The sequence below is a fragment of the Blautia sp. MSJ-36 genome, assembly GCF_018917985.1.
Taxonomy (GTDB): Bacteria; Bacillota; Clostridia; order Lachnospirales; family Lachnospiraceae; genus Blautia_A.
The window spans coordinates 42,205-68,240 of record NZ_JAHLPQ010000009.1; the positions used below are offsets into that span (position 1 = coordinate 42,205).

General features: G+C 46.2%; 25 protein-coding genes, 1 tRNA gene and 1 pseudogene. 3 read left to right on the forward strand and 24 right to left on the reverse strand.

The window, feature by feature from the left end:
* Positions 1-195 precede the first annotated feature (195 nt).
* Positions 196-570: a DUF1292 domain-containing protein gene (locus KQI39_RS08550; RefSeq protein WP_173762101.1), complete on the forward strand. Its 375-nt coding sequence runs from the start codon at positions 196-198 to the stop codon at positions 568-570.
* 92 nt (positions 571-662) lie between these two features.
* Here the strand turns inward: KQI39_RS08550 and KQI39_RS08555 are convergent, their stop codons facing one another.
* The 24 genes and pseudogenes from KQI39_RS08555 to KQI39_RS08665 all read right to left on the reverse strand — a co-directional run bounded on the left by KQI39_RS08555 (position 663) and on the right by KQI39_RS08665 (position 24,142).
* The gene (locus tag KQI39_RS08555; RefSeq protein ID WP_216417801.1) at positions 663-1,175 is read right to left on the reverse strand and encodes a deoxyuridine 5'-triphosphate nucleotidohydrolase; all 513 of its coding nucleotides are present in this window, start codon (positions 1,173-1,175) and stop codon (positions 663-665) included.
* A gap of 44 nt (positions 1,176-1,219) precedes the next feature.
* Positions 1,220-1,711 carry an anaerobic ribonucleoside-triphosphate reductase activating protein gene (nrdG, locus tag KQI39_RS08560; RefSeq protein WP_118513778.1) on the reverse strand — a complete coding sequence of 164 codons (492 nt, stop codon included), beginning with the start codon at positions 1,709-1,711 and terminating at the stop codon, positions 1,220-1,222.
* A gap of 3 nt (positions 1,712-1,714) precedes the next feature.
* Entirely contained in the window at positions 1,715-3,808 is a 2,094-nt protein-coding gene (locus KQI39_RS08565) for a polyribonucleotide nucleotidyltransferase (protein WP_114001447.1), read from the reverse strand.
* A 198-nt stretch (positions 3,809-4,006) separates the two neighbouring features.
* Entirely contained in the window at positions 4,007-4,273 is a 267-nt protein-coding gene (rpsO, locus tag KQI39_RS08570) for a 30S ribosomal protein S15 (protein ID WP_114001446.1), read from the reverse strand.
* Between the two features lie 155 nt (positions 4,274-4,428).
* A complete protein-coding gene (locus KQI39_RS08575) occupies positions 4,429-5,328 on the reverse strand; it encodes a bifunctional riboflavin kinase/FAD synthetase (protein ID WP_177290615.1) in 900 nt (299 codons plus the stop codon).
* Positions 5,329-5,357: 29 nt separating this feature from the next.
* Entirely contained in the window at positions 5,358-6,248 is an 891-nt protein-coding gene (gene truB, locus KQI39_RS08580; RefSeq protein WP_442860759.1) for a tRNA pseudouridine(55) synthase TruB, read from the reverse strand.
* A gap of 6 nt (positions 6,249-6,254) precedes the next feature.
* Positions 6,255-7,211, reverse strand: coding sequence for a DHH family phosphoesterase (locus KQI39_RS08585; protein WP_216417805.1), 957 nt, complete (start codon positions 7,209-7,211; stop codon positions 6,255-6,257).
* Positions 7,212-7,220: 9 nt separating this feature from the next.
* Entirely contained in the window at positions 7,221-7,589 is a 369-nt protein-coding gene (rbfA, locus tag KQI39_RS08590; protein WP_118062598.1) for a 30S ribosome-binding factor RbfA, read from the reverse strand.
* A 12-nt stretch (positions 7,590-7,601) separates the two neighbouring features.
* The gene (infB, locus tag KQI39_RS08595; protein ID WP_216417807.1) at positions 7,602-10,277 is read right to left on the reverse strand and encodes a translation initiation factor IF-2; all 2,676 of its coding nucleotides are present in this window, start codon (positions 10,275-10,277) and stop codon (positions 7,602-7,604) included.
* Positions 10,278-10,319: 42 nt separating this feature from the next.
* Complete coding sequence (locus tag KQI39_RS08600; protein ID WP_021977121.1) at positions 10,320-10,637, reverse strand: L7Ae/L30e/S12e/Gadd45 family ribosomal protein; 318 nt, start codon at positions 10,635-10,637, stop codon at positions 10,320-10,322.
* On the reverse strand, positions 10,624-10,902 hold the full coding sequence (rnpM, locus tag KQI39_RS08605) for an RNase P modulator RnpM (RefSeq protein WP_021977122.1): 279 nt from the start codon (positions 10,900-10,902) through the stop codon (positions 10,624-10,626). Before rnpM ends, KQI39_RS08600 begins: the two co-directional genes overlap by 14 nt.
* Positions 10,902-12,095, reverse strand: coding sequence for a transcription termination factor NusA (gene nusA, locus KQI39_RS08610; RefSeq protein ID WP_118062601.1), 1,194 nt, complete (start codon positions 12,093-12,095; stop codon positions 10,902-10,904). The genes rnpM and nusA overlap by 1 nt, the downstream gene beginning before the upstream one ends.
* A 43-nt stretch (positions 12,096-12,138) precedes the next feature.
* A complete protein-coding gene (rimP, locus tag KQI39_RS08615) occupies positions 12,139-12,603 on the reverse strand; it encodes a ribosome maturation factor RimP (RefSeq protein ID WP_216417809.1) in 465 nt (154 codons plus the stop codon).
* A 141-nt stretch (positions 12,604-12,744) separates the two neighbouring features.
* Positions 12,745-13,170, reverse strand: coding sequence for an HI0074 family nucleotidyltransferase substrate-binding subunit (locus KQI39_RS08620; protein ID WP_173762098.1), 426 nt, complete (start codon positions 13,168-13,170; stop codon positions 12,745-12,747).
* Entirely contained in the window at positions 13,157-13,447 is a 291-nt protein-coding gene (locus KQI39_RS08625) for a nucleotidyltransferase family protein (RefSeq protein WP_173762097.1), read from the reverse strand. The genes KQI39_RS08620 and KQI39_RS08625 overlap by 14 nt, the downstream gene beginning before the upstream one ends.
* Before the next feature lie 150 nt (positions 13,448-13,597).
* A complete protein-coding gene (locus KQI39_RS17895; protein ID WP_256443733.1) occupies positions 13,598-14,179 on the reverse strand; it encodes a PDDEXK nuclease domain-containing protein in 582 nt (193 codons plus the stop codon).
* Positions 14,177-15,466: pseudogene (locus KQI39_RS17705) on the reverse strand (RNA-guided endonuclease TnpB family protein); the annotation flags it as partial. The gene KQI39_RS17895 and the pseudogene KQI39_RS17705, both read right to left, overlap by 3 nt.
* 161 nt (positions 15,467-15,627) lie before the next feature.
* Positions 15,628-15,750, reverse strand: a complete 123-nt coding sequence (locus tag KQI39_RS17565; protein ID WP_256443732.1) for a hypothetical protein — start codon at positions 15,748-15,750, stop codon at positions 15,628-15,630.
* Positions 15,751-15,816: 66 nt separating this feature from the next.
* A complete protein-coding gene (locus KQI39_RS08640) occupies positions 15,817-16,005 on the reverse strand; it encodes a hypothetical protein (protein WP_216417811.1) in 189 nt (62 codons plus the stop codon).
* Positions 16,006-16,022: 17 nt separating this feature from the next.
* A complete protein-coding gene (locus tag KQI39_RS08645; RefSeq protein WP_216417813.1) occupies positions 16,023-17,375 on the reverse strand; it encodes a cobaltochelatase subunit CobN in 1,353 nt (450 codons plus the stop codon).
* Between the two features lie 139 nt (positions 17,376-17,514).
* Positions 17,515-19,545: an NEAT domain-containing protein gene (locus KQI39_RS08650; RefSeq protein ID WP_216417816.1), complete on the reverse strand. Its 2,031-nt coding sequence runs from the start codon at positions 19,543-19,545 to the stop codon at positions 17,515-17,517.
* 2 nt (positions 19,546-19,547) lie between these two features.
* Positions 19,548-19,790 carry a hypothetical protein gene (locus KQI39_RS08655; protein ID WP_216417817.1) on the reverse strand — a complete coding sequence of 81 codons (243 nt, stop codon included), beginning with the start codon at positions 19,788-19,790 and terminating at the stop codon, positions 19,548-19,550.
* 153 nt (positions 19,791-19,943) lie between these two features.
* Positions 19,944-22,190 (reverse strand): DNA gyrase/topoisomerase IV subunit A, encoded by a 2,247-nt coding sequence (locus tag KQI39_RS08660; protein ID WP_216417819.1) that lies wholly within the window; start codon positions 22,188-22,190, stop codon positions 19,944-19,946.
* A 26-nt stretch (positions 22,191-22,216) separates the two neighbouring features.
* Positions 22,217-24,142, reverse strand: a complete 1,926-nt coding sequence (locus KQI39_RS08665) for a DNA gyrase/topoisomerase IV subunit B (protein WP_118170294.1) — start codon at positions 24,140-24,142, stop codon at positions 22,217-22,219.
* 450 nt (positions 24,143-24,592) lie between these two features.
* Between KQI39_RS08665 and KQI39_RS08670 the strand changes: the two genes are divergently transcribed.
* Positions 24,593-24,664, forward strand: a tRNA-Glu gene (locus KQI39_RS08670).
* A gap of 180 nt (positions 24,665-24,844) precedes the next feature.
* Positions 24,845-26,005, forward strand: a complete 1,161-nt coding sequence (locus KQI39_RS08675) for a ComEC/Rec2 family competence protein (RefSeq protein ID WP_216417821.1) — start codon at positions 24,845-24,847, stop codon at positions 26,003-26,005.
* Positions 26,006-26,036: the final 31 nt, after the last annotated feature.

Sequence of the window (26,036 nt, forward strand, 5' to 3'; positions counted from 1 at the left end):
ATATTTTCTCCTCATTTTTTCGTCATATTTTTATTATATCTCACATTGTCGGATTAAGCAAAAAATATTTTGAAAGTTTTCTCAGGCTCTCAAATATTTTGTTGCTGTTCTACGTCATATCTGTTAAAATGTTCTTTATATCATGCAGAGCTGCCTTCTTATTCACAGGCAGTAGCAGAACGGAGGATTTCTTTTATGAGTGATGAATTTAACAAAAGCGGATGCACACCAAGTGACTGCGCTTCCTGCACAGCCAACTGTGAAAGTAAGGTAGACGAGGCACACCATACTATTACCCTGACTATGGATGATGATACAGAGGTAGAATGTGCCATCCTTACTATTTTCCCTGTAGAGAACAAAGAATATATCGCACTTCTCCCACTGGATGAGAACGGCCAGAATGAGACCGGTGAGGTTTATCTCTACAGCTTCTCCCGCACAGCAGACGGCGATCCGATGCTGGCAAACATCGAAGATGATGAAGAGTACGATGCTGCCGCAAATGCCTTTAACGCAGTCGTGGAAAAAGCACGTGCAGACGAGGAATCAGACGCACCTCTCAGCTAAACAAGGCATTTACCAAAAACAGTACTTACACAAAACAAGCCCGGAAATCGGATGTATGTGATCATCACACCTCCGCCCTCCGGGCTTTCGTTTTATTTTGTGGTACTTCCGAAGCCGCCGTTTCTTACTGCATCTGCATCGTCATCCACGGTGATCCCGTATTCCACAAAGATCCCCTGCATAAAACCGGTTCCTGCCGGGATCTGGATCGTTTTATCTTCTCTTGTATCATTAGTCAGCTTGGCAAAGATATGGCCTTCGTTGTCAGAAAAGAAGTAATCGCTGTCAATGATCCCCACTGTGTTATTGAGCTGCAGCCGGAATTTAAATCCCAGTCCGCTTCTCGGATAACATTTCAGGACCCAGCCTTCTTCCATCTCTACACGGATACCGGTTGGTATCTTTACGATCTCACCTGGCTTCATGGTCACATCCACAGGTGCATAAAAATCATATCCTGCACTTCCGGTCGTAGCTCTCTTCGGAAGCTTCAGACTGTCGTAGATATTCCGGATCTCCTCCTCTGAATACTGTTCAAAGGTATCTCTCCAGTCCTTTGCAAACTGTTCAAAACTTACCTTGTGAAATTTCGCAATTCTTTTCATTTTTCGTTCCACTCCCAATAGGTAATTTCAGAAAAAACCTCTGATCACTCCGCATACAGAACCACGCGGTTCTCACGAAGTGACGCCTGTACATCGATCACCCTCTGATTTGAGGAGCCTTTCCATTTCAGAAGAACTTCTTTCTTATCCACCTGAAATTCCCCGTCCACACATACATCCAGATAATGGATGATCTCGTACTGCTGGATCTCTTCCCAGAGAGAACCCGTATACAGCCAAATCGTCTTATCCGGATACTTCTCTCTGATCTCTCTTGCAAGAGCTGTTACCTCAGCGATATTGGAAGGATGCAGGGGATCTCCTCCTGAGAATGTGATCCCGCTGATATAATCCTTGTCCAGCTCTGCAAATATCTCAGCTCGCTCGCTGTCCGTAAATGGGAGACCTCCGTTCGGATCCCAGGTAATGGGATTCTGGCACTCCCGGCAGCCGTGTGAACAGCCGGCCACCCAGAGTACTACACGAAGTCCGTCTCCGTTTAACATATCGTCCTTGGTAATATTGTGATATCTCATAACTTATGCTTCTTCCGGTACATCCTTCATGCTGAAGCTGATTCTTCCCATCTTGTCCTTGCCAAGGCAGATAACTTTAACCTTGTCACCAAGTGTGAGAACATCCTCAACACGGTTGATTCTCTGTTTGGAGATCTTGGAAATGTGTACCATTCCCTCCTTGCCCGGTGCAAACTCAAGGAACGCACCAAACTCTTTGATGCTGACTACGCGTCCTGTAAAGATCTGTCCTGCCTCAAACTCGGTAGTGATGATCTCGATCATACGTTTTGCCTCATCCATACCCTTCTGGTCTGTTCCGCAGATGGAAACTGCACCGTCATCTGTGATGTCGATCTTCACACCTGTACGCTCGATGATGGTGTTGATGGTCTTTCCTCTCTGACCAACTACGTCACCGATCTTCTGCGGGTCGATCTGGATCTGGATGATCTTCGGAGCAAACTCGCCAACGCTTGTACGAGGCTTGTCGATGCATTTCTCCATAACTTCTGTGAGGATATACTCTCTTGCCTCTTTTGTTCTGCGGATTGCTTCCTCAACGATCGGTCTTGTAAGACCATGGATCTTGATATCCATCTGGATCGCTGTGATTCCATCATGTGTTCCGGCTACCTTGAAGTCCATATCTCCGAAGAAGTCCTCAAGGCCCTGGATATCTGTAAGAACGATGTAATCATCGTCTGTCTCGCCTGTAACAAGTCCGCAGGAGATACCTGCAACCGGTTTCTTGATCGGTACACCGGCAGCCATCAGTGACATGGTAGATGCACAGATACTTGCCTGGGATGTGGAACCGTTGGACTCAAATGTCTCAGATACGGTACGGATTGCATACGGGAACTCCTCTTCTGTAGGAAGTACCGGTACCAGTGCTCTCTCAGCAAGTGCTCCGTGGCCGATCTCACGACGTCCCGGTCCTCTGGAAGGCTTGGTCTCACCTACGGAGTAGGACGGGAAGTTGTAGTGATGCATATATCTCTTAGATGTCTCAAACTCATCCAGTCCGTCAAGACGCTGTGCCTCTGTAAGAGGAGCCAGTGTGGTAACGGTACAGATCTGAGTCTGTCCTCTTGTGAACATGGCAGAACCGTGAACTCTCGGGATAATGTCTGTCTCAGCTGCCAGCGGACGGATCTGTCTGATCTCACGGCCATCCGGACGTTTGTGATCTTTGAGGATCATCTTGCGGACAGTCTTCTTCTGGTACTGATATACAGCCTCACCAAGAACGGCAAGCCACTCTTCGTTATCTGCAAAAGCTTCTTTCAGCTTGTCTGTGATCTCGCTGATGTTATTCTCACGTGTCTGTTTGTCATCGGAGAATACGGCAACCTCCATCTCTTCCGGAGGAACGATCTTCTTGATCTCATCAAAGAGCTCCTGCGGTACTGCACAGGACTCATAGGAGTGTTTCTCTTTTCCGCACTCAGCCACGATCTGGTCGATGAATTTGATGATCTCCTGGTTTACTTCGTGAGCCTTGTAGATGGCTTCGATCATCTTGTCTTCCGGAATCTCGTTGGCTCCGGCCTCGATCATGATAACTTTCTCTCTTGTGGAAGCTACGGTAAGCTGAAGGTCAGAAACTGCTTTCTGTGCAAGTGTCGGGTTGATGATAAACTCGCCGTCGATCATACCAACCTGTGTGGTTGCACACGGGCCGTCGAACGGGATATCGGAAATACAGGTAGCAATGGAAGAACCAAGCATAGCCGGGATCTCCGGGTTGCACTCCGGATCAACAGACATAACCATGTCTACCAGTGTTACGTCATTTCTGTAGTCCTTCGGGAACAGCGGACGCATCGGACGGTCGATAACACGGGATGTAAGGATGGCATGCTCGCTTGCCTTGCCCTCTCTCTTGTTGAATCCTCCCGGGATCTTTCCTACTGCGTACATTTTCTCCTCATACTCAACGCTTAACGGGAAGAAATCGATTCCTTCTCTTGGCTCTTTGGATGCGGTAGCAGTAGCAAGAACTGTGGTATCACCGTAGTGCATAAGAGCGGCACCGTTGGCCTGTTTTGCAACACGTCCGATATCTACAGTCAGTGTTCTTCCTGCAAGTTCCATGGAATAACTTTTGTACATGTTCGTTCTCCTTTTCTATAATATATTGAATTTGACAGGAGCCCGAAACAACTGAAAAGACCACTTCCTTTGGGAAAAGATCTCGACCGGAAATGGGCTTTTCAGTAGTCTCGGAAATCACTCCTGCGGTAATTCCGTCTGTGTTTGTCACACATGTTAAAATGGGGCGGATGGAATCATCCGCCCCTCCCGTAGCAATTATTTTCTTAAACCTAATTTCTCAATCAGTGCACGGTATCTTTCGATGTCTGTTTTCTTAAGATAAGCAAGAAGGCCACGTCTCTGACCTACCATTTTCAGAAGACCTCTTCTGGAATGATGATCTTTGTGGTGTGTTTTAAGGTGCTCTGTAAGCTCCTGGATTCTTGCTGTAAGAACTGCAACCTGAACCTCCGGTGAACCTGTGTCACCCTCTGTTCTTGCATACTCTTTCATGATTGCTGCTTTCTTCTCTTTAGAAATCATTGTTGTTTCCTCCTTGAAATTTTAATTAAACGCCGGGTATTAAGAAGTGGTCGGAGTCTCCGGCTTCTGAATACTGGCTTTTTTCACCTCGAACAGTATAGCACACGGTTCCTGACCTGTAAACTGTTTTTTTGAAAAGTTTTTACCGGAAATTTTTACTTTTCGAAGCTTTGAAAATAAGCCTTGCCTTTTTCCGCGTCTTTCATAAGCTGTTCTTTCAGAGCTTCTATGGAAGAAAAACGTTTCTCCGGTCTGGAATAATGAAAGAATTCCACTCTGCATGGTTCCCCGTAAAGGTCTTCCTCACAGTCAAAGAGATACGTCTCAACACCCAGGAATTTCTCCCCAACCGTAGGTTTGTATCCTACATTGGTGATTCCCTTAAGGCTTCTGTCCTTAAAATGGGACACTGTATCGTAGACCCCGTTAGGAGGCATCAGCTTTTCTTTCGCCGGAATAATATTGGTTGTCGGAAGAAGGAATTTATGTCCCATTCCTCTTCCATGCTCGATCACTCCATCCACAAAAAACGGAAATCCAAGAAGATCATTAACCTTTTCCATATTGCCTCTTTTTAATTCTTCACGGATAAAGGTACTGCTGATCTTTCTCTTTCCTTCCATTTCTTTTGGGATCACATCCACCGAAAAGCCAAGCTTCTTTCCCATCTCCCGGAGAAGTTCCGGATTTCCTTTGCGTTCATATCCGAACCGGAAATCTTCTCCTACGGCAACGTGTTCTGCCTGAAGGTCCCCCACCAGGATCTCTTTAATAAAAGTATCTGCTTTCATGTGGCGGATCCTGGCATCCAGCGGGCATTCGATCAGAATATCCACACCTGCATCCTCGAGGATCCTGCATCGTTCTTCTTTTGTAAAGATCATCTGGCTTCCGATTCCCAGGGAAAAGAGAACTGTCTGAAGTCCCTTTTCTTTCTGCTCCAGAATTCTTTCCACCAGTTTCCGGTGTCCACGGTGTATGCCGTCAAATTTTCCAAGTGTTACCGCACTCCCTGACAGGCGCGGAAATTCTCCGTCAATCTTCAAGTATTCCATATCTGCTCCTGCAAGTTTTTGTAAAAAATCTATACAAAGAACATGCGGACGGGAACATATTTCTGTTTTCTCTCATCCCAGCCGTATATTCCTGTGAAGTTTCCGCTGCTTTTATACATCCGGACTTTTTCTTCCCTGTTGCCGCCCTGTACCAGTTCTTCCGAAACCGGATTTCCATTACCAAGAAGTCTGTCTCCTTCCGGTGTACAGGTAAGTGCCGGATACATGGAAAGTACATCTTCAATAGAAACGATTTTTTCGCCGATGGTTCCGTCGGCAACCGCTTCTTCCACCTGGGAAAGTGCCATGCTCTCTTCCAGTGTGAAATTCCCGGATCTGGTCCGAAGAAGCTCTTTCATGGCACCGCCACAGCCTAATTTTTCTCCGATATCATTGCAAAGTGTACGGATATAAGTTCCCTTGCTGCAGGTAACGCTGATACGTACCAGCGGGAGATCCATATCCAGTATCCTTATCTCATAAAAAACCACAGGGCGCGGTTTGCGCTCTATGGTTTTTCCTTCTCTGGCCAGCTCGTAAAGCTTCTTTCCACCCACTTTCAGAGCGGAATACATCGGCGGAACCTGCATCTGTTCTCCCACAAAAGAAGCAACCGTTTCCCGGACTTCCTCCTCTGTAACCGTTACCGGTTTCTCGGAAAGAATTGTTCCTGTCATGTCCTGGGTATCTGTGGAAACGCCCAGCCTTAAGACTGCCTCGTATGTTTTTTCTTTCTCTGTAAGAAGCTCTACCAGACGGGTTCCCCTTCCAAGAGCAACAGGAAGCACTCCCTCTGCTGCCGGATCCAGTGTTCCCGTATGGCCAATCTTTTTCATGTGGAGAATTCCACGCAGCTTTGCAACTACATCATGAGAGGTATAACCTTTTTCCTTTCGGATCACAAGTATTCCGTCCATGATCTGTTTCTACTCCTCTGCAAGCTGTTTTTCGATCTCAGCGGTAAGGTTGTTAATCACATCGTACATGGAACCCTGCATGTCGCAGCCGGCTGCACGCACATGTCCGCCGCCTCCGAAGAATACGGCAATTTTGCTCACATCCACCTTTCCGTTGGAACGGAGAGATACTTTAAAGAGCTGCGTCTCCATCTCATAGATAAAGATCGCAACCTCCACGCCTGCGGTCAGACGGAGCTGGCTTACGATTCCCTCCAGATCCTTTCCTTCCACACCGTAGAAATCCATCTCTCGTCTTTTCAGATATCCGACTACGCATTTGCCATCCTGAAGCAGAATGCTTTCTGCCAGCACACGGCCCATAACCTGATTCTGAAGGTATGTTTTCTGGTAAAAGGACTCATCGATGATCCTGCTGAAATCAAATCCTGTTTTCATCAGTTCACCGGCGATCCTCATGGTTTCCGGTGTTGTGGAAGAATACTGGAATACGCCGGTGTCATGTGCCATTCCCGTATAAATCGGAACCGCAATGGAACGGTCGATCTTATCTGCATCCAGAAGTCCGTAAAGAACTTCACATGCGGAACTGACGTCGCCCCTTACATGATTGACATCCGCAAACCCCTTATTGCTTACATGATGGTCAATGCATGCGGTCTTTTTTGCCGTGTCAAAATACTTTCCGGCAACAGCAAGGCGATCCAGTGCGCTGACATCACAGGTGATAAAAAGATCATACTCTTTCTCTTCTTCTGCTTCTGTCTTAACCTCATCCATTCTGTCGATGTAATCAAATATAGGCTTCGGCTGTTCCAGATAGACATCTGCCTCAATATCCGGAAAATATTCCCGGATATAAAGGTACAGAGCCATACAGGAACCGATACAGTCTCCATCCGGACGGATGTGGCCGCCAATGCCTACAGTTTTTACATTTTCCAGTATTTCTGAAATGTTTTTCATTTTTTCCACCTATTCCTCTGTTTCCATCCCACTCATTACGTCATTGATCTTCTTTGACATATTTACGCCATATTCGATGGACTCATCCAGAACAAAACGGATCTCCGGCGTATTGCGAAGGTTCAGTCTTCTGGCCAGCTCTCTCCGGATATAGCCCTCTGCGTTCTTTAATCCACGGATGGTGGAATCTTTGGCCTGCTTTTCGCCAAGTACACTGATGTAGGCTTTGCAGGTTTTAAGATCCGGTGCCACCTCCACGGCTGTCACAGAAGTCATCGGATGAATTCTGGGGTCCTTGATCTCGCTGTGTATGATGGTGCTGAGTTCTTTTTGAACCGCACCATTCACACGTGTATTTTTAATGCTGTTTTTTCTCATTACAAGTCACTCCTATCTTGGTACCTCTACCATGATATATGCTTCGACTTTATCTTCTTCTTTAACATCGTTGAAGTCGTTGAATACAAGACCACACTCATATCCTGCACGGACTTCCTTAACGTCATCTTTAAATCTCTTCAGGGATGCAAGCTCACCCTCAAAGATCTGGTCCTCACCTCTTGTGATACGAACCTTGCAGTTACGCTGGAATGTACCATCCAGTACATAGCTTCCTGCGATGGTTCCCACACCAGATGCCTTGAACAGCTGACGTACTTCTGCGTGGCCGATAACTTTCTCCTCGAATACCGGATCCAGCATACCTTTCATGGCTGCCTCCACATCCTCGATTGCCTGGTAGATAACCTTGTAAAGTCGAAGGTCAACGCCCTCCTGCTCAGCAAGCTGTTTTGCTGTGGTATCCGGACGTACGTTAAATCCGATGATGATGGCATTGGATGTTGCGGCAAGGCTGACATCAGACTCATTGATGGCACCTACACCTCCATGGATCACCTTAACGATAACTTCCTCGTTGGAAAGTTTGGTAAGGCTCTGTTTTACAGCCTCAACAGATCCCTGTACATCGGCTTTGACAACGATCGGAAGCTCTTTAAGGTCGCTTGCCTGGATCTGATCAAACAGGTTATCCAGAGAAAGTTTGCCCTTGGTCTCCTCAAGAAGACGGCTCTTGTTCTCTGTAACGAATGCGCCTGCAAAGTTCTTGGCTTCTTTGTCGCTCTCGAAGGACATCAGGATCTCACCTGCATTTGGAACGTCGCCAAGACCAAGGATCTCAACCGGAGTGGACGGGCCTGCCTCTTTAACACGGCGTCCCTTGTCATCCATCATTGCACGGACTTTACCGTTGCATGCACCTGCTGCAATGAAATCTCCTACATGGAGAGTACCTTTCTGAACAAGGATGGTAGCAACCGGTCCTTTACCTTTATCAAGCTGAGCCTCGATAACAAGACCTCTTGCCTCACGGTTCGGGTTCGCTTTCAGCTCGGAAACCTCAGCAGTAAGAAGAATCATCTCAAGAAGGTTCTCGATTCCCTCTCCTGTATGTGCGGATACCGGAACGAAGATGGTGCTTCCACCCCAGTCCTCAGGAATCAGTTCATACTCGGAAAGTTCCTGTTTTACACGCTCTACATTTGCGCTTGGTTTATCAATTTTGTTGATGGCAACGATAATCTCAACACCTGCAGCTTTTGCATGGCTGATCGCCTCTACCGTCTGCGGCATGACACCATCATCTGCAGCAACAACCAGAACTGCGATATCGGTAGCGTTGGCACCACGCATACGCATAGCTGTGAACGCCTCATGTCCCGGTGTATCCAGGAATGTGATCTTCTGGCCTTTGATGTTTACCACGTAAGCACCGATGTGCTGTGTGATTCCGCCGGCCTCGCCTCTGGTTACGTTTGTATTACGGATGGCATCCAGAAGAGATGTTTTACCATGGTCAACGTGACCCATGACGCAGACTACCGGAGGTCTTGGAACCATATCGTCCTCATCCTCTTCATCCTCTTTGAGGAGTTCTGCGATTACATCTACTTTTTCTTCTTTCTCGGCAATGATATCAAATCCAAGTGCGATCTCCTCTGCCTTGTCAAAGTCGATCTCCTGGTTTACGGTTACCATGACACCTTCCATGAAAAGTTTCTTAACGATCACAGATGGCTGCATTTTCATAGCGTCCGCAAGCTCACGGATGGTAAGCTTCTCAGGAATGGTGATCTCCTTGATCTCAGGTTTCTTCTCTTCCTGCTTCGGCTGTGGATTCGGTTTCTGAAGTGCTTTCGGGATTCTGGAATTCGGTCTGCGTCCACCCTGATTTGGTCTGCGTCCGCCCTGGCCGCCTTTCTCGAAATCTTTCTTCTTGTTCTTATTCTCCCTGTCACGCTCACGCTTGCTGTCCTTGGATGTCTTGGTCAGCTCCGGAGTAAATACGGAATCGGAAGAACTGCTTCTTCTCTGTCCCGGACGTGCTCCGCCCTGGCCACCGCGGTTCTGACCGCCGAAACGGTTATCTCCGCCTCTTCCGCCTTCAGAACGTCCACCCTGGCCGCCCTGGCCACGGTTTGCTCCGCCGCCAAAACGGTTGCCGCCATCTCTGCCTTCGAAGCGTCCGCCCTGACCACGGTTTGCTCCACCGCCGAAACGGTTTCCGCCTCTTCCGTCGTTCTGACGTGGTCCTCTGTTTCCTTCGCCCTGTCTTGCCGGACGTCCCTCACCATTCTGGGAACGGTTGCCGCCAAAACGGTTGCCGCCGTCTCTTCTTCCTTCGAAGCTTCTTCCGTCACGGTTGCCGTCTCTTCTTCCTTCCGGACGGTTACCCTGCGGTCTTCCGCCCTGAGTACGGTTTGCTCCACCCTGAGAGTTTCTCTGCTCGCCGGACTCATTATTTCTTGTGCCCTGGCCTGCCGGACGCTGTCCGCCGTTCTGGGAACGTACCGGGCCTTTTTTCTCGCCTGCTGCCGGTTTTCTTCTTCCTTTACCGCCGTCGCTGGCATTCTGTGCATGGAATACACGGATGATATTTTTTTTCTTTTTCGGTGCCTCAGACTTGTTACCCTCTGCGTTCACCGTTGTTGTCTTTTCTTCTGTTTTTGGAGTATCCAATTGTCTATATTGCTCCTTTCCCGATCTGCTGAATTTATCTTTTATCATTATTATCGTCAAACCTCCTTACAGACGCCTGTATCATGCAGGTTATCTGCCGGATTCTTTTTCCAGCTCCTTCATGATCGCCTTTGCAAAATTTTCGTCCTGCACGGCAAGGCTGGCACGGAATTCTTTGCCCATTGCTCTGCCCAGGCTCTCTTTGTCTGAAAGGAAATATAACGGAACTTCGTAATAGGTACACATATTCCGAAATTTCTTTTTTGTGTTTTCGGAGGCATCATCTGCCACCAGTGCCAGGAAACCTTTTCCTGTTTTTACGGATTTCTCTGTGGAAAATTCTCCGCTCACTGTTTTTCCTGCTTTTGTCGCAAGTCCGATGAGTGATAAAACCTTACTGTTTTTCAATTGACTCAAACTCCTTCTTGAGGTTCTGATACACTTCATCCGGAACTGCCATTTTCAAGGAACGCTCCAGGCCGTGGTTTTTGATGGCCTTTTCCAGGCATTCCTCTGAGAAACAAAGGTATGCGCCGCGTCCGTTTTTCTTACCTGTAGCGTCCAGGATGATCTCATTCTCTGATGTTTTGAGAACTCGTATCATTTCCTTTTTGCTTTTCATTTCCCTGCAGCCGGTACACTGACGCATGGGAATCTTGGTTCTCGTTTTCATTATTCTTCGGCATCTCCATCTGCTGTTTCTTCAGCTTCTGTTTCTGTCTCTTCTGTATCTTCCTCTGTTTCCGGAATTTCTTCGGAAACAGCCTCTTCTGTCATTTCGTCCTCTGCTTCTTCGTGTTCCTCATCGTAATCATCGTAGAAGTCACCGGACTCTCTTGCCTGTGTCTCGCTCTTGATGTCGATCTTGAATCCTGTAAGTCTTGCAGCAAGACGTGCGTTCTGTCCCTCTTTACCGATGGCAAGGGAAAGCTGATAATCCGGAACTACAACCAGTGCAGTCTTCTCATCCGGATCTGCCATAACTGCGATAACTTTTGCAGGGCTTAATGCGTTCTCGATAAGGATTGCCGGGTTCTCATCCCAGTTGATGATATCGATCTTCTCACCGTGAAGTTCGTTGACAACCGCACCTACACGTGCGCCGTTCATACCGACACATGCTCCCACAGCATCTACATCCGGATCGTTACTCCATACAGCGATCTTGGTACGGGAACCTGCCTCACGGGCAATGCTCTTGATCTCAACGGTACCATCTCTTACCTCTGCAACCTCGGACTCGAAAAGTCTCTTTACAAGGCCAGGATGTGTTCTGGAAACAAGGATACGTGGTCCCTTCGGTGTATCCTTTACCTCAAGGATGTAAACCTTTACTCGCTCAGTTGGCTGGAATGTCTCGCCTTTTACCTGCTCGTTCTCTGTAAGGACTGCGTCTGCCTTACCGAGGTTGATGCTGACATTCTTGCCCATTACTCTCTGAACAATACCGGTTACCACTTCTTTTTCGATTCCGTAGTACTGATCGTAGAGAACTTTACGCTCTTCCTCACGGATTTTCTGAAGAATGACGTTCTTTGCGTTCTGGGTTGCGATACGTCCGAATTCCTTGGACTGGATCTCAACTTTCATAACATCACCGATCTCTGCGTTGGTGTTTGTTTTCTGTGCATCCACCAGAGAAATCTCAAGGGCCGGGTCCTCCACATGCTCTACAACAGTTCTGTCAGCGTAAACACTGAAATCACAGGTCTCCGGATCGATCATAACGTGAACGTTATCTGCCTTTCCGAAATGATTCTTACATGCCTGGATCAGTGACTGCTCAATTGCCTCCAGCAGTGTATCCTTACTGATGTTTTTCTCTTTTTCGAGAACGTCCAGCGCGTCTCTTAAATCTCTGCTCATTTTCCTTTTTTTCCTCCTGAATTTTTACAGATTCGATTCTCTTTTAGAATTCGATCGCAAGACGAATCAGGGCGATATCTTTTTTATCAAAAGTGCGTTCTGTGCCGTCTTCATCGATTGTCACACTGTTACTATCATATGCATTTAAAATACCGCAGAATTCTTTCTGCTTCTCGATCGGCCGGTAGGTACGGATCTCCACCAGCTTGCCAAGGCTTCTCTTAAAGTCTTTCTCTTTCTTAAGAGGCCGGTCAAGTCCCGGAGAACTGATCTCCATAATGTAGCTGTCTTCGATGAAATCCTGCTCATCCAGGATATCGCTGAATGCACGGCTTACGTCCTCGCAGTCATTGACTGTGATTCCGCCCGGCTTGTCGATATAACCTCTGAGATACCAGGTTCCAGCTTCCTTGACATACTCCACATCTACCAGCTCAAAGCCCCTGGACTCCACGATCGGTGTAAGGATCGCCTCTGCTTTCTGTTCATATTCTTCCCGTCTGCTCATGCTTCCCACCTGCCTTTCCTATTTCTGCCTGTTTCTGAACAAATTCCTTCTCAGCAAATAGGAGCGGGCTCTCGCCCACTCCTATGCCAACAAGTTCTTAGTTTCGTTCATTGTAACACCAATATCTGTTAATTGCAAGTATTATTTCTTTTCTTCCTGTTTCCATTCCTCTTCCGCTTCCTGAAGTTTTTCCTGCAGGGTCTTTTCCAGTTCCCCAAAAGCCGGAATGAAACTGTCCCGGATCAGAAGGATCATTTCGTCGATTTCTTCTTCATTGTATATGTGGACTGATGTGTTCCGCTTCTTCAGCATAAGCAGCCACACTGACGCATCACTTACAAATCCCAGTTTATATCCCAGCTGCAGGATCTCCCGGGGTGAGCCTGTCTCTGCGCCTGCTGCACCATGCAGCTTCAGAACTTCCTGCAGTGCCTTCCAGGCAAGTTCAAAGGTAAGATTAAACTGTCCGATGACGCCGGTCCTGTATATCTCATTACTATCTGCCAGTTTAAAATCAGCATTCTTCAGTACGGTAAGGCAATTCGAAAAATTATCAAGCTTTTTCATAAATCACAATCCCATCCTTTTTAATTTCGTTCTTCAGTTCTTCAGAAATATGTCCATCTGCTTCCACAACATCAAACATCAGAAGCGAATGTACCTTTTCTTTTATATCCCAGTAGAAAGAATCAAAGTCCCCGCCATATACGGCAATATCGATATCGCTTCTCTCTGTATGATCTCCTCTTGCACGGGACCCGAAAAGAATAACTCTTTCAACCGAATGTTGCCGGGCAAATGAACAGACCTCTCTCAACACTCTTTCCGGAAGATTATATTTCATTGATCACATCGCCCCCTGTTTTGATAAGCATATCACACTTCCCTCTTCTTAACAATATACGAACCCCGAAAACCTTCAGCTCTCTGTCAGCAGCCTTACACAGAACTTTCCGTTTCCCAATTATACAAACTGGAATTTATATTTTCATTTTTATTCTTTTTTACGAAATTCCTTCAAATTTAATTCACGTTTCAATTCTTCCTCTGACGGTAAATAAGTGAAGTATTTAGATGCAAATATCTGGTGATTATCTTCAGGGAGTGTATATTTTACAATGGAATCTCCTTTATCTGCACAAAGCACTATCCCAATAGGCTGCGTGTCTCCCTCATTCATCATTTCACGAGTATAATAATTCACATACATCTGCATCTGTCCCAAGTCCTGATGGGTCAGTTTACCCATTTTCAAGTCAATGAGAACAAAGCATTTTAAAATATAATTGTAAAATACCAGATCAATGAAAAAGTCCTGTCCATCCAATGTAAACCTTTTCTGACGTGCTACAAATGAAAATCCTCTTCCAAGCTCTAAAAGGAAATGCTGAAGATGATCAATCAGTGCCTGTTCCAAATCTCCTTCATACACATGAGTGTCCGGCTGAATTTGCAGAAATTCTATAACATAAGGATCTTTCACTATTTTCTCATACTCTGGTTTTGGCTCCGTTATTTGAATTTCTTTTGCAACTGCTGTCTTATCCTGACTTGCTAAAATACGCTGATAATACATCGTATTAATCTGCCGTTCCAGTTGGCGGACACTCCACGCTGCTTTTGCACACTCCTCCATATAAAATGTTCTTGCCTGTTCATCATTTATACGCATCAAAACACGATAATGCGACCAGCTCAATTCAGGACACAGTGTGTCTCGAATTGGGAAAGTGCAATAAAACTGCCGCATCTTACGAAGATTCGATTTATCAAAACCTTTTCCAAACTCTGCGGTCAACTGCTCAGAAAGATATTCCAATAATCTCTTTCCATATTCTGCACGATCATTTTCTCCACATCTGCTGACTATCCGTAATTCAATTCCAAATTCCTCACATTTTGTCTTAAGTTTTGTGCGAAATTCGTAAAATTTCTGTGACGCAACTGCTTTTGAAAGATGCCGGTTCTTCATCATACCGGATACATTCAGATCCTCAACCGTTATATGAGATGGCTTGGTTTTTACAATCTCAGATATCGTCTTATTGATATAATCTGTACGGATGTTTTCCAGACGCTGATGAAGCTTCTGTACTTTAAGCTTTTGTTTACGTATATTTGCTTTTTGAGTGGGCTCTCCTTTCTTTAAATTTTCATATTTACGGGAAAGCTTTCGCTGTTCCCGTCTTAATTGTTTTTCAAGTTTTCTTATTCGTGCTGTTTTATTAATATTTCTATAGACAGTTCCATTTGATATGATGGCAAGATTTTTCAAACCCAGATCGATCCCTACACCATCGCTAAAACAGCTGTTTCTCTCCGGATCTGTCACTTCTACCAGTGCAGAAACATAATATCTGCCGGCTTTCATAGAAATAGTTCCGCTTTTGACTATATATCCATCCCTGGATGTTGGGATGTAACCTTTCTCTTTCAGCCTTACCCATCCAAGCGTCGGAATCTTAATCCGGTGTCTTTCGCAAAAACAGTCTTTGGGATTATTTCTTACAAAATACATTTTTACATTCGATCGTCCTTTTTTCTTATACCGCGGAAAACCACTTTGATGATGAAAAAATCTTGAAAAAGCTGTACAGACATCTTCAATCGAATGTTTTACCGATTTGGAACTGACTTCCCTGATCCAGGAATATTCCTGATGATTCGGAAGATAGTCATTATTCAACCATACACTGAACGATTTACCGCTCATAAATTTTTTACCCAAAGTATAAAGTTCTTTATTATGAAACAGGTAAAAATTATAGATATATCTGCATGTGCCGATTGTCTTATGTATTTTAATCTTCTGCTCTTCTGTAGGATTGATCTCTGTTTTGAAACTTTTTAGCAATCTTATCATCCTTTTCTGGCTGATTCCTATTATTATTGGCTAATATGTTTACGAACTATTTGTTCTAATTCATTATACCATATTTCAATACACAGAACAAGTGTTTTGATTCTGACAGAAAATAATAAATATATTTAAACACATTTAATATCTTTTTGTAATATATTCAGTTACTTGTATTTCAAGTTTGCCTTTCCGTCGGTGAGAATCACAAGAATTCCTGGTTCTTCCGGATTCTTCCGTTTTTCTGTTTCCAGAACCTCTATGGCTTTCCGGTTTTCAAACACCACCATACCGGCCCGTTCCCGTTCACTGTACACCCGCTCCAGAATGGACAGCACTGCGCTTTTTGCAAAAGTCTACTCACACAATACCTCTTTTGCCTGCGTACCATGCTTCCGGAAGGAATAACCGTAAAACAGATCCAGGATTGTCTGCTCATCCATTTCCGGATGGTCTTTTTGGAGTTTTTCGGCCATTTTTTCCGTATTTGCCGTAAAATAGTTCTGCTGCGGTGATTCCCCAAGAAGCAGGATCTGACGGAGCATGGCATTCAGATTGTCAATCAGGTATGGTTTCGCCCTGCCTTCTGTCCTCTCTCCCAGGCAGTCCTGGTTGGTATCAGTCTCGGGTCAAATTGCACCAGATTCCGGCCGGAAGGCAGGATGTCCGGATTTTTCACCACATCACCAGCTGTCCCCACCGGAACATATCTGCCGTTTAATCCATGGAGCAGCCCACTGATTTCTTCTTGGCTGATCTTATGAAGTCCGTCCGTAATCAGGCTGTTTTCATATTCATAGAGCTGTTCTTCCAGAAAATCCAGATCCTTCTCTGAGCAGCTTTCTCCTGCATTTCTTTTAAGAAAGCCACATTTTCCGGACTGCACCCCGATATTTTCCAGAAGATCCCCGCAGCGCTCCGGAGCACTCTGAAGGCTTTCCCGGTATTCTCCGATCATCTCTTTCAGCTCCTGAAAATCCCCGTACAGATCACTTTTTTTCAGTTCCGGCGCCCGGTAACTGATCAGGGTTGCCAGGGAACGGCGTTTGGCAATCATGGCCTCCGCCTCCTCACACCACTGTGGCAGATTGCAGTGTCCGCCTGTGACAAACAGCTCCTGAAGTTCTTCCCCGGAACGTTCCTCCGTATCATAACCGGCCTCTTTCAGCCCTTTTAACAGCTCCGCCGCCGATGCAAACGTATCCAGAAAAGCCCCTCCGAACACATTGCTCTCTCCCGGCGGATAATTATAGAACACAATGGCCAGATGTTTTTCACTGTTTTTCTTTTTCTGCAGAGCCAGAAGTCCAGAAAGTCTCCCATCCAGCGCCTGGATTCGCTCCGGAATGGGTACCATGCATGGAAGCAGAGGTCCTTTTTCCCCGTGGGTTCTATTTCCCATCACTCCTACAGGGAACGTCAGGGTTCCTCCATCCAGCTCCGGAAGAAGAATACTGATCAGGAACTCTCCTGGATTTACTCCGTCTGCCATCTGCCATTCTTCCCCGGAAACCCTGGTCAGGCAAAAAGGTTTCAGATATGGAACATCCAGTTCTTTCAGAATTTCCACGGCCTGATCCGCGTCACCGCCCATGGGACCTGCCCCAAGCCGGAAAGGCATCAGGCTGATCACTGCGGAAACCGTAATTCCCGGCTGGTTCAGAAAAGCTTTCAGTTTTTTCAGATCTCCGTCCTCATTCTGGGAAAAAGCCACCAGCAGAATATTATATTTTTCTCCCATTTTCTCTGCCACAGCCTGTACCACAGGGAGAAAATCATTGGGATAGGAATGGCCGTAAAAAAGAAGGGCTATGGTTTCCCGTTTCCGGTCATATTTTTTCTGTTTCCAGAACTTCGACGGATTATCCCAGGTTTCCAGAGAAAAAGGATCTTTCAGATAAATTCCGTATTCCATGGTACACGGCTTTTCTTTTGGAAGAAATTTCCGGCCGCCATACTACCTGAATCCCCCTGCATCCTGCTTTCTGTGCCAGGGGAAGCACCCGGCAGGACGAGGGGGAAAGTTAAACTTTATTTATTGGTTTTTCAGAAATTTATTTTACTTTTACAGTAACAAGAACGATCTTGCTTCCTGCATTGTACCTGGTGGTTGCTTTGGAATAAATTTTCACTTTGATCTTGTAAGTTCCTTTTTTCAGGCCCTTCTTCACGGTGATTTTTCCGTTTGTCCTGTTTACAGTGAAAGCGGAGCTTCCGGATGCTTTTGCATAAGTCAGGGTTCCTTTGCTGCTTGTGGAAGCGCCAAGTGTAAACACCTGGGATTTCTTACGCAGTGCGCTGTAGGAAATAGCCTTGGAAGTGATCTTTGTTTTCAGTACCGGAGTTGCCTTTGCAACCTTGATGGTTATGGTCTTTGTTGCTGCCTTGTAGCTTGTACTTGCCTTTGCGGTAATGGTAATCTTTACAGTTCCGACACCTTTGATGGTAACTTTACCTTTGCTGTCTACGGTAGCAATCTTTGTGTTGGAAGACTTGTAGGTCAGTCCTGTTTTTGCCTTTGCGCCAAGGTAGAATGCTTTGTCCCCGTATTTCTTGGAAACAACACCTTTGGTGTTCTTTACGGTAACAGTGATGGTCTGTGCTTTGATGGCTGACGGATCTGTCGGAGCTTTCTCTGTCTCTGCAAAATCCTTGTCATCTGCAGTTGTTTTCTTCAGTGTGGAGTAATCCAGTTTCAGGTAAACATTCTGCTTTCCGGTACCTGCGGTAATGGCATCCATAATCGGAACAAATACCTGCATCGGAACGTATTCCCCATTTTCTTCCGTCATAGCCTCCTGGCAGAGTGGGAATGTTACATCATTCGGATAATTGGTTCCGAAGTCATCTTTCAGAGTCTTTCCATTTGAGAACTTCTGAAGGGAATCTACCTGAACCGGAAGCAGTGTACCGCTTGGCTCACCGGTCTTGGAAACGGTGTATCCGGTTGCATAATAGTTCAGATCCTTCAGGTAACCTTTCAGGGAACCAACCGTCAGGCTGTTGAAGTTCATGCTGATGTATGGAAGTCCATCTTTCATTACCAGTTTTACATTGTGGTTGAAAGCATTGTTGCTCATGGACATATCCACTTTGTTTACCTTGACCATCTGGCCGTTTAATTTGTAAACGCCGTCGGAAAGTGTAGCAAGTTTGGCAGCGTTGGTACCCTCGGAAAGATTGTCAAGAGTATCCCAGTACAGGGTGATGGTAGAATTGATGTTAAATTTACCGTGGTCAAAGTTTACTCCGGAAACCTCGCCGTTGAGGTTTTTCATAGCTTCCACATAAAGGGATACGTTATTGACGTAAGTCTGGCTGATTCCGTCAAGGGGAACGGTGATATCTGTAACAACGGAGCAGTCACCGATGGTCGGTGCTGTCATCTTCTCTGTGGAATAAGTGACACCTTCCATGGAAAGAGCTTTGCTGATATCTCCGTTTGGATAGTATCCATTATAGCCCAGAACGTACAGCGGCTCGCCGGTTGTTCCGGAAACCATCTTGTAGGTCAGCCACATTTTTCCGGCATCATCTACACGAAGATATGCGCCGGCTTTTTTGCTCTCGCCTACCAGACCGTGGTCTACCACGTCAGTACGGTCTTTCATCTCAATGTAATAAAGTCCTGCAGCCGGTTTCTCAGACGGAGCATCCGGAATTACTTCCTGCTCGATCTTTACACCAAGTGCATTCATGGTTGCGTTTTTGATTGCGTTGGAAGAATAGGTAGCTCCGGTAACGGTATCCAGATCATTGAGTTTCTGGGCATCGTTCATGTAAAGGCCGGTAAGCTTCTCTTTCATTCCCTTTGTGCTTCCAAGGCCGTTGATTGCCTTGTTCAGGTACATCTGGTTATCATCTGCATGGGTTCCCTTGAAATCATTTCCTGCAAGAGCCACATCGGTAATTCGTCCGTCTTTTACTGTTACCTGGGAAGTTACGTTGTAGTTACCAAACTGCTCCACCTCTGCAGTGCTGACCTCGGTTGTAAAGTTCAGGGACGGATCGCCGGATTCTTTTTTTTCTGCATAATCAATCTGAAGGAAAGCGTCCGGCGCATAACCCATGGCATCTACATACATGCTTAAATACACGCCGTTATTGGAATAGGTATCTTTCGGGATGGTACCTGGGCAGCAAGCTGTTTCAGATAAGCCAGCACCTCCCGCCTGGTCATCTCCATCTGTCCACAGATCTCTGGGATGGTGATCTGTACACTTTTTTTCGCAAGAAAACAGAGCTCTTCCAGCATATCTTCCTCGGTTTCCCGCCGGGAAGAAGGCATACTGTGGCCCAGTTCTTCTGTAAACTCTTGATTCTTTTTCATTGTTTTTTCTTTTCTGAACTTCATTTATATTTGCGGATGTGTTAGTTCAGTCTAATTTATTATAGGAGATGGCCCACACCGCTGTCAAGAGGGTAAAAAAATCCCACCAGACAGATTACAGTGGAGGCTGTAATTTGACTGGTGGGTTTTTAATTATACTCTCGGCTTCACACCTTTGGTGTCTCTCTTGGCAAGTTTGACTTTATTCAGCACATACTGCTTGTCATGATAGGTAATAGCGTATTCCTGGCGGCTTTCCAGGAGGTAGGCGTGGTGGATACGGTCTTCGCCGGTAAGTTTCATGCCGCGGACGCCCATGGCGTTTTTCTTGGTAACGGAGATCTCGGTTTTCATGATGCGGAGGAAGTAGCCTTTTTCTGACTGGAATACTACCTGATCCATCTCGTCTGCCGCACCTACGAATACCAGGCGGTCATCTTCCATAAGCTTGGTGGAAACAATGGTACGTTTGGAAGCGCGGAACTCGTCACCTTTTACCAGCTTGCACATACCATTTTCTGTAACAAAAAGTACTGTGGAAGCTGCTACCTGGCTCAGCGGAGCCACATAGAGGATCTGCTCGGTAGTACTGTCATAATTACCCAGATTGTCCGCAGGAACTCCCTTGTCGCGGAAACGCACCAGCGGAATATCCTCTGCTTTCACTGTATGAAGCTTTCCGGTATCTGTAAAAATGCAGATCTTGTCTGTATTCATGCAGGTAAACACATACCGACTCTCTGCATGGGCAGCTTCTTTGTTTCGCTCATAGGCGTTCTTGTCAATGAGACGGATATATCCGAAACGGTCCATCAGGAAGCAGACTTCTGTCTCTTCCATCTTCTTCTCTTCGTAAACCGCTTCCTCTGCATTCTCTATGGAAGTCTTACGTTTGCTGCCGTATTCCTTCTTGATCTGATCCAGTTCTGTCATGATCACAGCTGCCATGGAATCATAATTGTTCAGAATATCCTCATACCTTGCAATATTCTTCATGGTCTCCTCATGCTCTTTCATCAGGGCATCGATTTCCAGTCCGATCAGTTTATAAAGGCGCATATCCAGAATGGCTGTGGCCTGCTTCTCTGTAAATTTCAGGGCTTTTGCCGCTTTTTCGGAGGTCTTGGTTTTAAATCTGATTCCCTCTGTAATACCATCTGTGAGACATTTTTTTACCTGGTCACGGCTCTTACTGCCGCGGAGAATCTCGATGATCAAGTCAATAACATCGCAGGCTTTGATAAGGCCTTCCTGGATTTCCCGTCTTTCCTGCTCCTTTGCAAGAAGCGTGGTATATTTCCTGGAATTGACTTCAAATACAAAGTCTACGTGATGGGCGATGATCTGCTTCAGTCCCAGTGTTTCCGGTCTTCCGCCTGCAACTGCCAGCATGTTGACACCAAAGGTATCCTCAAGCCTGGTCTTCTTGTAGAGCATGTTGGTAAGGTTCTCCACATCTGCGTCACGCTTCAGTTCCAGAACAATACGGATTCCCTCCTTGGATGACTGGTTGGAAATATCCACAATGTCCGTTGTCTTCTTGGCTTCTACAAGAGTTGCGATATCGTTGAGGAATTTTCCGATGTTGGCACCGATCATGGTGTAAGGGATCTCTGTGATCACCAGCTGCTGGCGGCCGCCTTTCAGCTTCTCCACTTCCACACGTCCGCGGATACGAAGCTTGCCGGTTCCGGATTCATAGATCTTTACAAGGTCGTCCTTGTTTACTACGATACCACCTGTCGGGAAATCCGGTCCTTTCAGATAGCGCATCAGGCCTCTGGTACTGATATCGTTATTTTTCATGTATGCCTTCACTGCATCCACCACCTCGCCCAGGTTGTGAGGCGGAATGCTGGTGGCCATACCTACGGCGATTCCGTCTGCTCCGTTTACAAGAAGGTTCGGGATACGCACCGGAAGTACCACAGGCTCTTTCTCTGTCTCGTCGAAGTTCGGCATAAAGTCCACAACGTTCTTATCCAGATCTTCCAGAAAGACTTCCTGTGTCAGCTTCTCCAAGCGGGCTTCTGTGTATCGCATGGCTGCGGCTCCGTCTCCCTCGATGGAACCGAAGTTTCCATGTCCGTCAACCAGTGTACGGCCTTTTTTGAATTCCTGTGCCATTACTACCAGGGCATCATAGATGGAACTGTCTCCATGTGGATGATATTTACCCATGGTATCTCCTACGATACGGGCACATTTACGGTAAGGGCGGTCGTACCGGATACCCAGCTCGTACATATCGTAAAGAGTACGGCGCTGCACCGGCTTCAGTCCGTCACGTACATCCGGCAGCGCTCTGGAAATGATAACGCTCATCGCGTAATCGATATATGATTTCTGCATGATCTCCGCATAGTCTGTGCGGATGATATTGTCCTGTTTCGTATTCATAGTTTATTCTCCCAATTTCTATCCGATCAGATATCCAGCTCTGCATCTGTAGCATGCTCGTAGATAAATGCCTTACGTGGCGGAACATCGCTTCCCATCAGGATTTCTGTCACATCAGAAGCCATGCGGGCATCTTCGATCTCCACACGTTTCATCATCCTGGTTTCCGGATTCAGAGTCGTCTCCCACAGCTGCTGGGCGTCCATCTCTCCCAGACCTTTATATCTCTGAAGGGTAAAACTTCCAGGTTTATGGCTCCGGCGGTATTTCTCCAGGGCCTTGTCATCGTAAAGATATTCCTCCTGTCCCTTCTTGGGCATTACTTTATAAAGAGGCGGCATGGCAATGTATACATGTCCCTCATAGATCAGTTCCGGCATAAAACGGTAGAATAATGTCAGAAGCAGCGTGGAGATATGTGCTCCGTCCACATCGGCATCGGCCATGATCACAATCTTATCGTAACGGAGTTTGGTAATATCGAAATCGTTTCCATATCCTTCGGAAAAGCCGCATCCAAAAGCGTTGATCATGGTCTTGATCTCCGCATTGGCCAGTACCTTGTCGATGGTGGCCTTCTCTACATTGAGGATCTTACCGCGGATAGGCAGGATAGCCTGATAGTTACGGTCTCTGGCAGTCTTGGCAGAACCGCCGGCGGAATCTCCCTCTACAATAAAGATCTCGCAGAGAGACGGATCTTTCTTCTCACAGTTGGCCAGCTTGCCGTTGGAATCAAAAGAGTATTTCTGCTTGGTGAGAAGATTGGTCTTGGCACGTTCTTCCGTCTTACGGATCTTGGCCGCTTTTTCCGCACAGGAAAGTACCGTCTTCAGTGTTTCCAGGTTTCGGTCAAAGAAGAGTACCAGCTGTTCCCCTGTCACTTTACCGGTGGCTCTGGACGCATCCTGGTTGTCCAGCTTGGTCTTGGTCTGGCCCTCAAAACGGGGTGCCGGATGTTTGATGGAGACAACGGCTGTCATACCATTTCGGATATCTGCTCCTGTAAAGTTGGAATCTTTATCTTTCAGTACACCGATCTCACGTGCGTAAGTGTTCATTACGGTTGTAAAGGTTGTCTTAAAACCGGTCAGATGTGTTCCGCCTTCTGCATTGTAGATATTGTTACAGAATCCAAGGACGTTCTCACGGAATTCATTGGTAAACTGAAAAGCTATCTCCACCTGGATTCCGTCTGCCTCTCCTTTAAAGTAGACCGGATCATGAAGTGGTTGTGCGTTCTTATTGAGATCACGGATAAATCCCACGATTCCCTCCGGCTCATGATACTGGATATCTTCGATCGTATCCCCTCTTCGGTCCTCAAAATGGATCGTAAGTTCCGGGTTCAGGTAAGCAGTCTCGTGAAGACGGCTCTTTACATCGGCTGCCCCGAATCTTGTTTTCTCAAAGATCTCCGGGTCCGGAAGGAAGTTCACACAGGTTCCGGTTCCTCTGGTTTTCCCCAGCTTCGGGAGAAGTCCTGCTTCCAGTTCAATGGTAGGGATTCCTCTCTCATAGTGGTCATGATGTACATAGCCGTCACGGCTGATCTTAATATCCAGATAGGTGGACAATGCATTTACAACCGAAGAGCCCACGCCATGAAGTCCACCGCTTGTCTTATATGCGGAATTATCAAACTTACCGCCTGCATGAAGAGTTGTAAAAACAAGTCGTTCCGCTGACACGCCCTTGGCATGCATATCTACCGGGATTCCTCGTCCGTTATCTTCTACTGTACAGGAACCGTCCTTCTCAAGAACTACATGGATCAGGCTGCAATATCCTGCAAGGTGCTCGTCTACCGCATTGTCTACGATCTCATATATCAGATGGTTCAGTCCCTTTCTGGATACGCTTCCGATGTACATACCGGGGCGCTTTCGTACGGCCTCGAGGCCTTCCAGGACAGAGATACTGTCCGCATCATAAGTGTCTTTTTTTGCCATTCCACTGATTCCTTTCTTTTTCTTTTCGAACATTTGTTTGTATTATATCAGAAATTTGCTTTTTCGTAAAGCAGACATTTATATTCCTACTATATTATATAGTTACTATATTGATTTCTGTAAAATATTCCTTTTTTCTTTTCACAGTATAGCAGCTCAGGAAATCTGTCTGTCCAGCAGGCAGATATTCGCACCCCCGCTGGGGACTTCTTTAATTCGGGTCAAGCAGGGGACTTACTTGATTTGGTTAAAAGACTGATTTCTTCAGCCGCCACAGCCTATCTATTCTATCAAACCCCCTTTAAAACTGCAAGTAAAATCCGGTTCCTGAAACTCCCCGAAAAATTTTTTAAAAAAAATGAAAAAAGTACTTGCATTTTGAAAAAAAGTGTTATATACTAACGAAGTCGGTTGAGGGAAACAATTTAAACGACAGAAACAAATGAATATGGCCAGTTGGTCAAGGGGCTAAGACGCCGCCCTCTCACGGCGGAAACACGGGTTCGATTCCCGTACTGGCTATCAGATGAAGCAGTTAGAAATCTTATTCTAACTGTTTTTTTCGTTGTTCCGGAAGTGATGAAAAACAGGGGTGTCATCAAAAGTGTAATCAACTATATGTTTTGATACTTTTTTGCATTTTTTTATTTTCTGTTTTATAATTTCCCCTGAAAAAAAACTTAAGATAAGGGGTGACTTCTCATGCATCACAAACTTTCTTTTCGCAGAAAGCTGCAGGCGTTTTTTCTTTCGCTGTTGCTTGTTCTGCTGACAACGGCAGGAGTTCCCTCTGCTGCTTATACAGCTGAGGCTGCTTCTGCTGACACGACGATGGCTGTCCATTTTCTGGATGTTGGACAAGGACTTTCCATCCTGGTCCAGTCGCGAGGTAAGAATCTTCTGTATGACGGCGGTGACCGGGGACATTCCAGTTTCGTGGTTTCGTATCTGCAGAAACAGAATATTTCCACCATCGATTATATGATCTCCTCCCATTATGACGAGGATCATGTGGCCGGTCTTGTTGGATGTCTGGACAGTTTTTCCATAAAAAACGTGATCGGTGCGGATTATGTGCAGGATACGAAGATCTATCAATCTTTCGAAAACAGCGTTGCCGCTCAGGGACTGACTGTGCAGCATCCGGAACCTGGAACGGATTTCTCTTTCGGAAGCGGGAAATTTACGGTTCTTTCTCCCCAGTCCATCAGCAGCAATGATAACGATAATTCTGTTGCGATCCGACTGGAAAACGGAAGCAATCATTTCCTGTTTACGGGAGATGCGGAGTCTGCCGGTGAGGAAGCGATCTGTAATCTGGGACTGGATCTTTCCTGCGATGTGATTGTTCCGGGGCATCATGGTTCTGCCACTGCTACTACCTGGGATCTGCTCCAGGAGACAGTTCCGGAATATGCAGTGATCAGCTGCGGCGCAGGTAATTCCTACGGGCATCCACATAAGGATACTATGGACAAACTTGCCGATATGGGAATCCAGGTGTTCCGTACGGATAAGCAAGGTACGGTGATCGCGGTCAGTGACGGAAATAACATTGAGTGGAACCAGAGTCCGTGTAATGATTATTCTGCGGGTGATGAATCAGATACTGGTACGCAGCCTTCTTCTGCTTATGATAATTCTGGTACATCCGGATATAGTTCTTCCAATGGGGCCGGGGATTCTCAGGCTGAAGTGCAGGCTGATCCGGAACCGGTCGGAGATATGGTATGGATCTCCGCTACCGGAAGCAAGTATCACCGGATCCCCAACTGCGGAAATATGAACCCGGATAATGCTACGGAGATGACCCGCGCACAGGCGGAAGCTGCGGGGTATGAGGCTTGTAAGAAGTGTTATTAGAAACGACAATGTATTTCAGGCCTGGTGAGTA

Coding starts and splice junctions, on each gene's coding strand:
- KQI39_RS08665 (WP_118170294.1), bottom strand. CDS start 24,142: ATGGCAAAAAAAGACACTTATGATGCGGACAGTATCTCTGTCCTGGAA.
- rnpM (WP_021977122.1), bottom strand. CDS start 10,902: ATGAAAACGAGAACCAAGATTCCCATGCGTCAGTGTACCGGCTGCAGG.
- KQI39_RS17895 (WP_256443733.1), bottom strand. CDS start 14,179: ATGTATTATCAGCGTATTTTAGCAAGTCAGGATAAGACAGCAGTTGCA.
- KQI39_RS08640 (WP_216417811.1), bottom strand. CDS start 16,005: ATGCTCCGTCAGATCCTGCTTCTTGGGGAATCACCGCAGCAGAACTAT.
- KQI39_RS08565 (WP_114001447.1), bottom strand. CDS start 3,808: ATGTACAAAAGTTATTCCATGGAACTTGCAGGAAGAACACTGACTGTA.
- KQI39_RS08550 (WP_173762101.1), top strand. CDS start 196: ATGAGTGATGAATTTAACAAAAGCGGATGCACACCAAGTGACTGCGCT.
- KQI39_RS08575 (WP_177290615.1), bottom strand. CDS start 5,328: ATGGAATACTTGAAGATTGACGGAGAATTTCCGCGCCTGTCAGGGAGT.
- KQI39_RS08625 (WP_173762097.1), bottom strand. CDS start 13,447: ATGAAATATAATCTTCCGGAAAGAGTGTTGAGAGAGGTCTGTTCATTT.
- rimP (WP_216417809.1), bottom strand. CDS start 12,603: ATGAGCAGACGGGAAGAATATGAACAGAAAGCAGAGGCGATCCTTACA.
- KQI39_RS08645 (WP_216417813.1), bottom strand. CDS start 17,375: ATGGAATACGGAATTTATCTGAAAGATCCTTTTTCTCTGGAAACCTGG.
- KQI39_RS08650 (WP_216417816.1), bottom strand. CDS start 19,545: ATGTATGTAGATGCCATGGGTTATGCGCCGGACGCTTTCCTTCAGATT.
- rbfA (WP_118062598.1), bottom strand. CDS start 7,589: ATGAGAAAAAACAGCATTAAAAATACACGTGTGAATGGTGCGGTTCAA.
- KQI39_RS08620 (WP_173762098.1), bottom strand. CDS start 13,170: ATGAAAAAGCTTGATAATTTTTCGAATTGCCTTACCGTACTGAAGAAT.
- KQI39_RS08585 (WP_216417805.1), bottom strand. CDS start 7,211: ATGAAAAACATTTCAGAAATACTGGAAAATGTAAAAACTGTAGGCATT.
- KQI39_RS08655 (WP_216417817.1), bottom strand. CDS start 19,790: ATGAAAAAGAATCAAGAGTTTACAGAAGAACTGGGCCACAGTATGCCT.
- KQI39_RS17565 (WP_256443732.1), bottom strand. CDS start 15,750: ATGGTGGTGTTTGAAAACCGGAAAGCCATAGAGGTTCTGGAAACAGAA.
- rpsO (WP_114001446.1), bottom strand. CDS start 4,273: ATGATTTCTAAAGAGAAGAAAGCAGCAATCATGAAAGAGTATGCAAGA.
- KQI39_RS08555 (WP_216417801.1), bottom strand. CDS start 1,175: ATGAAAAGAATTGCGAAATTTCACAAGGTAAGTTTTGAACAGTTTGCA.
- KQI39_RS08675 (WP_216417821.1), top strand. CDS start 24,845: ATGCATCACAAACTTTCTTTTCGCAGAAAGCTGCAGGCGTTTTTTCTT.
- nusA (WP_118062601.1), bottom strand. CDS start 12,095: ATGAGCAGAGATTTAAGAGACGCGCTGGACGTTCTCGAAAAAGAGAAA.
- infB (WP_216417807.1), bottom strand. CDS start 10,277: ATGATAAAAGATAAATTCAGCAGATCGGGAAAGGAGCAATATAGACAA.
- nrdG (WP_118513778.1), bottom strand. CDS start 1,711: ATGAGATATCACAATATTACCAAGGACGATATGTTAAACGGAGACGGA.
- KQI39_RS08660 (WP_216417819.1), bottom strand. CDS start 22,190: ATGAATACGAAACAGGACAATATCATCCGCACAGACTATGCGGAGATC.